The sequence below is a fragment of the Methylobacterium symbioticum genome, from assembly GCF_902141845.1.
Lineage (GTDB): Bacteria > Pseudomonadota > Alphaproteobacteria > Rhizobiales > Beijerinckiaceae > Methylobacterium > Methylobacterium symbioticum.
Map to the genome: position 1 here is coordinate 100,525 of NZ_CABFPH010000007.1, position 6,146 is coordinate 106,670.

Annotated in this window: 5 protein-coding genes; 3 read left to right on the plus strand and 2 right to left on the minus strand. The window is 70.7% G+C overall.

Going from position 1 to position 6,146, the window contains the following annotated elements; genetic code table 11:
• Positions 1–238 precede the first annotated feature (238 nt).
• On the plus strand, positions 239–1,012 hold the full coding sequence (locus MET9862_RS04540; RefSeq protein ID WP_142581919.1) for a motility protein A: 774 nt from the start codon (positions 239–241) through the stop codon (positions 1,010–1,012).
• A gap of 78 nt (positions 1,013–1,090) precedes the next feature.
• Entirely contained in the window at positions 1,091–1,921 is an 831-nt protein-coding gene (locus tag MET9862_RS04545) for an OmpA/MotB family protein (RefSeq protein WP_142581920.1), read from the plus strand.
• Positions 1,922–2,053: 132 nt separating this feature from the next.
• Here the strand turns inward: MET9862_RS04545 and MET9862_RS04550 are convergent, their stop codons facing one another.
• Positions 2,054–2,548 (minus strand): CAP domain-containing protein, encoded by a 495-nt coding sequence (locus tag MET9862_RS04550; RefSeq protein WP_142581921.1) that lies wholly within the window; start codon positions 2,546–2,548, stop codon positions 2,054–2,056.
• A 20-nt stretch (positions 2,549–2,568) separates the two neighbouring features.
• Entirely contained in the window at positions 2,569–5,229 is a 2,661-nt protein-coding gene (locus tag MET9862_RS04555; RefSeq protein WP_142581922.1) for a DUF3772 domain-containing protein, read from the minus strand.
• A 534-nt stretch (positions 5,230–5,763) separates the two neighbouring features.
• On the opposite strand from MET9862_RS04555, the gene MET9862_RS04560 reads away from it, so the two are divergent.
• Positions 5,764–6,146 (plus strand): HNH endonuclease (locus MET9862_RS04560; RefSeq protein WP_244612564.1); only part of this gene is annotated, 383 nt, incomplete at its 3' end.

The window sequence follows — 6,146 nt, forward strand, 5'->3', positions numbered from 1 at the left end:
TGCGCGATGCAGTCCGGGTCGTGCTCCCTGCGCGGCGGAAAGCGCTGCCGTGTGCCGGCATTCCTCCCGCTGCGTAAGGGCTTATGCGCGGCCCAGCCTGAACGCTGCATGACGCGGCCCTTCAGCGGGCGGCGCCTTTACGGTTCGTTCAGCAAGATTTCCTAACGCTGTGGCGGAGCCCGCGACAAGCGCCGCGGCGCCTCGGCCCATCCGAATTCGCGCGTCAGGTCGTGTCCCGATGGATCTCGCAACCGGAGTCGGACTGCTCGGCGGCGTCGGCGTCGTGTTCACCCTGATCATGATCGATGGCGGCAACTTCGCCGCCTATTTCGACAAGCACGCGGTGATCGTGATCTTCGGCGGGTCCGTCATGGCGACGATCATCCGCTTTCCCTTCTCGACCATCGCCCACGGCCTGCCGATGGGCCTGCGCTACGCCTTCACCATGCGGGCGGTGAAGCCGCACGACCTGATCGAGGAGATCACCAAGATCGCCGACGTGGTCCGCAAGAGCGGACCCATGGCACTGGAGAACATGGAGATCGCCGATCCGTTCCTCGCCCAGGGCGCGCGCTACATCGCCGACGGCTACGACCGCGAGTTCATCCGCGACACGATGGAGCGGGACCGCGACAACTTCCTGATGCATCTCGACGAGGGCTCGAAGATCTACCGCGCCTTCGGCGACTGCGCCCCGGCCTGGGGCATGATCGGCACCATCCTGGGCATGGTGACGATGTTCGCCAACATGTCCGACCCCTCGAAGCTCGGCCCCGCCATGGCGACGGCGCTGCTCGCGACCCTCTACGGCGCGCTCATCGCCAACCTCGTCACCCTGCCGATCGCCGACAAGCTGCACGTGAAGGTGGAGGAGGAGGACGTCTCCCGCTCGCTCATCATCGACGGCATCCTGATGATCCGCGACCAGAAGAGCCCGACCCTGGTGCGCGAGATGCTGGTCGCCTACCTGCCGCACAACCACCGCGAATCGCTCGCCGAGGCGGCGGCGTGAGCCGCACCCGTCATCCGGCGGCCGGCACGCCGATCTCCGCCGGCCGAGGCCGGCGATCCGTGAGCGGAGTGCGGTGAGGTGGCCAAGAAGAAGCGCGGCGGTGCGCATGGCGGACACGGCTGGTTCGTCACCTTCGCCGACCTGATGGCGCTCCTGATGAGCTTCTTCGTGATGATCGCCGCGTATTCCACGCAGGATCAGAAGAAGATGCAGGCGGTGGCGGGCTCGATGCGCGACGCCTTCGGCGTCAACAAGGAATCGCGCTTCGCCGGCGTGATCGAGTACAAGGGCCTGCCCTCGGCCGACAAGCTGCGATACCTGCGCGACGTTCCGCCCGACCGTGCCTCCGACCGCACCACCCCGGCGCGCGACCTGCAGACCGCCGAGGACGGGCTCGACAATCAGGGCGACCCGGAGAATTTCGGGCTCGCGGCCGCCTCCCTGCGCCAGGCGCTGCAGGACCTGCCGGAGATCTCCGAACTCTCCAAGCACGTCATCGTCGCCAAGACCGAGCAGGGCCTCGACGTATCGATCGTCGACCAGGATGGGCGCTCGATGTTCCCGGACGGGTCGAGCCGGCCGACCGAGCGCACCCGCCGCCTCCTGGAGGCGCTGGCGCCGGTCCTGCGGCAGATGCCGAACCGCATCGCCGTCACCGGCTTCACCGCGACCGACCGGCCCGGGCGGCGTCCGCTCGCGCCGCCCTGGGAGATCTCGGCGAGCCGCGCGATCAGCGTGCGCGAGATCCTGGCCGGATCGGGCGTGCCGGACGACCGCTTCGCCTCGGTCTCGGGCAAGGCCGATACCGAGCCGCTGTTCCCCGACAACCCCTATCTCGCCGCGAACCGCCGCGTGACGGTGACCCTCCTCAAGGAGGCGCCGCCGACCCCGCTCAAGGGGCTGCCCTGAGCGTCTGTCGGGGAATGGATCGAGCATCCTGCGAATCTCGGTTCGCCCTCCCGAACGACCTCCGGATGAGGTCGCGGATGGAAGGGCCGGCCGCGATCGCGGGGCGGCCCCTCCGGCAATCCGACGCGGCGTCTACTTCGCGGTCAGCAGCGCCCAGTAGACCTTGTATTTCGAGCCCGGCGCGAAGGCGGTGGCGATGCCCATCCGCGTGGCCTCGGGATCGAGCAGCACGGCGTTGTGGGGCGGGCTGTCGCGCCAGCCGGAGAAGGCTTCCGCCAGGGTGTGGTAGCCGGCCGAGAGGTTCGCGTTCGGCGAGGCGTAGCCGAGGCGGCCCACCGCGCCCTTCACCGTCTGCGCCTTGCTCGGCCGGTCGGCGAGCGCCATCGCGGCGGCCTCGGCCTCGGCGAGGCGCTGCAACTCGGGATCGACGGTGAGCGGGCCCTCGCCGCGGTTGCGGCGATAGGCCGAGATCATGTCGCGCGCGGTCTGCGCATCGACCTGCGCGCCGGTATTGGCGAGCGGCAGGTACAGGGTCGGGATCGCCGAGGTCGTGGGTGAATCCGCCGCGCAGCCCGCCAGAAGCAGCGCCGCCGCGCCCGCCAGCCCGATCCCGATCCGCCCGACCACTGTCCGTCCTCCGTCGCGGCCTACTCGGCCGCCTCCCGCTTCGGCGTGCCGCCCCGCCCGAACCGGCTCGCGATCTCGGACATGGCGTCCTGCATCCCGTCGAGGCCCTGGACCGTGACGACGCTGGAGCCCGGACCCATCGGCGGGATGAAGCCTTCCCCCGATAAGGTCTTGAACACCGAGAAGTTCAAGTCGTTCTGCACCTTCAGCGACAGCGACACGTCGACGATCATCGCGATCAGCTCGAACTCGAGGAAGGGGTCGCCGATCTTGCGGAACACCACCCGCGGGGCCGGGTCCTTCAGCACCTCGGGGAGGGCGGCGGCGCACTGCACCATCAGCTCGGCGGCGCGCACCGGATCCTGGTTGCGCAGCACGTTGACGGTGATGTTCACCCGGCCCGCCCGGTCGCCGCGGACGCGGTTCTTCACGATGCCCGAGATCAGGTTCGAGTTCGGCACGATCACCGCCGAGCGGTCGAAGGTCTGGATCTCGGTGGAGCGCACCGAGATGCGCTTCACGATGCCCTCGCTGTCGCCGATCAGCACTTGGTCGCCGACGCGGATCGGGCGCTCCCAGAGCAGGAGCAGGCCGGAGACGAAGTTGTTGACGATCGATTGCAGGCCGAAACCGATACCGACCGAGAGCGCGCCGGCCACGATGGTCAGCTTCTCCAGGCTCAGGCCCAGATAGGAGAAGGCGACCGCGAGCGCGATCAGGAAGCCGCAATAGCCCGAGACCGTCGAGATCGAGTTGCGCAGGCCCGCATCGAGATCGGTGGCCGGGAGATAGGTCACGTCGAGCCAGCGCTGGATCGCCCGGGTGATGACGACGCCCAGCACCATGATGCCGATGGCCATCGCGATGGTGGAGAGCGAGATCGTGACGTCGCCGACCTTGAAGCCGAAGAAGGCCGAGCGGACCGAGGACAGGATGTCCGTCGAATCGAGGCCCCAGGGCGCCAGGATCAGCAGGGCCGCGAGCAGGAACAGCACCACCCGCGCCGCGCCCGTGGTCAGCACCGCGATCTGGTTGAGCGAGCGCTTGCGCAGGCCCGTATTGGCCTGCAGCGTTGTGGCGAAGCGGGCCCCGTCGCAGAGCGAGCTGCCGACGAAGGTGTCGATGCTCTGCACGAGCAGGTAGAGCAGCACCAGGACGCTCGTCGCCCAGACGAGCTGGTCGATCAGGAAGCTCGCGAAGGCGACGTAGCCGCTCACCGCCGCCGCCGCGATCACGCCGACCGCGGCCCAGCCGATCAGGCGGGCCGGGCCGCCGATGCCGGTGGTGGTCTTGGTGGGGACGTAGGGGCCGAAGCAGGCCTCCTCCTCCTCCTCCGTGTCGGCGAAGCGGTGGAGGCCGATCGCGAGCATCGCGGCCATGGCGAGCGCGCCGATGCCGCGGGTGGCGATCGAGACCGGGAGCGCCGCCGAGATGCCGCTGTTGAGCGCCTCGATCGCCTTCACCACGGAGATCACCGTGGCGATGCCGACCGCCAGACGCATCACCCGGGTCGCGGCCGCGTCGCTCACCGGGGCCGGCCGCCAGGCGGGCTTCCCCGGCGAGAGCAGGCCGTCGCAGAGCGCCTCCACGAAGGCGACGAAGGCGAAGCCGCCGAGCACCGCCCCCGCGAAGGGCAGGAGACGCGAGGGCAGCAGGTCGGTGGCGTCGAGGGCGTAGTAGACCGCGTAGCTTCCGGCCACCGCCGGCAGGGTGCCGAGCAGGATCACCCGCCAGGCCCCGAGCAGCGTGGCGCGCCGCGAAGGCGCGGTGTCCGTGGCGTCGCGGCGGCCGAGCCGCGGGGCGATGTTGCGGCGGCCGAGATAGAGCGCCACCGACACGCCGAAGGCGACGCCGAGCAGCAGGAGGTTCCAGAGCGTGCCGTTGCGGGCGAACAGCAGGCCGATATCGGACAGCGCGCTCTGCAGCGAGCGGGTGTCGCGCGGCAGGTCCGCCATCACCCGGGTCCACAGGCCCGGGCTCAGCAGCGGCTGGGTCCGCTCGAACAGGCCGCGGGTGAAGGATTCGCGCCGCTTGTTCGAGACGCGGTCGATGATCTGGTCGCCCTGGACCAGCAGCGAGCGGGCGAGGCGCTGCGATTCGTCGATGCGGGCGACGACGGCCTCGCGCTCGACGCGCTCCTGGGCGACCTCGGGGCTCTCCTCCGCGTCCTTCGGCTTCGGCCCGAGCTGGGTCAGGCGCTCGCGGGCCGCCTCCAGGGGGGCGTCGAGCTGGCTGATGATCGTGCGGATCTGATCGGTGACCGGGCCGACGCCGTCGCGCACCGCGGCGAGGTCGGCGGTGGTGAGATCGGGACGCTGCAATTCCTTCTCGCGCCGCTCCAGCTCGGCCTTCGCGGCGTCGAGCTTCGCCCGGACCTGCTTGCCCTGCTCGGACATCTCCGGCTTCTGCGGGGCGGGCTTTGCCTCGGCGGGTTTGGCCTCGGCAGGTTTGGCCTCGGCCGGCTTTCCGCCCGGCGCCTGTGCGGCAGGTTGCCCCGGAGCGGGGGCGTGCTGGGCCGGCGCCTGCTGGGCCGGCGCTTGGGCCAGCGCCGGCTGCAGCGCCAGCGCGCCGGGTGCGAGGAGCAGCGCGACGAGAGCCAGGGCGAGGCGCGGCTGGCCCCGTCGGGATCGCGGTCCGGTCGGAGCGGGCGCGGAGAGGCAGCGGCTCGGGCGTCGGCGCATCGGCATTCTCGGTCGGGTATCCTTCTGGTCGGCGGCTCGGGCGCATCCCGGCGGCCGGGCGCGGGCCGGACGGAGCCCGGGCGCGGCGGGCCGCGCGGCGATCTCTGCCGGAGGAATAGGGCGAAAGCCTGCCCATGCCCACCCGGGCCGGCCGGCATGCCGGACCAGTGCCCTACGCAGTCGGCGCGGTCGATGCGCGGTGACGGCCTGTGCGCGGTGCCTGCGCGCTTTGAGCGCGCGGCTTCACAAGGGTGTCACCGTGATATTAGACTAAGAGTTGATGGACAGGGCCTTTTCGTCACCGGGCGAGGAGGCGCGGCCGAGCGGTACGCCGCCGCGGCCCCGCCACGCGCCGGATCTTCACGCCCCGCCGGGTCGCCCCGGGCGCCCGCCGTTCCGTCCGTCATCGTGCCGCCGCACCCGTCCGCGCCGGCCGTCTCCTGCCCTTCCCGTCGATTTCCGCCCCCGTTCGGCGCGCTGGCCCGGTCTCGCGCGTTGTCCGGCAGGGCCGCCCCTCGAAGAAGAGCCGTGCCGATGATGGACCTCCAAACCCTCGTCCTGAATGCGGATTACCGGCCGCTCTCCTATAATCCGCTGTCCTTGTGGTCCTGGAAGGACGCCTTCACCGCCCTGTTCCTCGACCGCGTGACCCTGGTGGCGAGCTACGATGTCGAGGCCCGCTCGCCGAGCCGGGCGCTCAAGGTGCCGAGCGTCGTGGCGCTCAAGAACTACGTGACGCTCGCGCGCAGCCCGGCCTTCACCCGCTACAACATCTACCTGCGCGACGGCTTCGCCTGCCAGTATTGCGGCCTGCGCCTGCCCGGACCCGGTCGCGGGTCCGCCGATCGAGGTTGGAGAAGGGCTCGTCGAGGAGGAGCAGCCGAGGCCTCGGCGCCAGCGCCCGGGCGAGGGCCACC

Excerpts from the sequence above, each read along its gene's own strand:
- MET9862_RS04540 (WP_142581919.1), top strand. The coding sequence starts at position 239 with ATGGATCTCGCAACCGGAGTCGGACTGCTCGGCGGCGTCGGCGTCGTG.
- MET9862_RS04555 (WP_142581922.1), bottom strand. The coding sequence starts at position 5,229 with ATGCGCCGACGCCCGAGCCGCTGCCTCTCCGCGCCCGCTCCGACCGGA.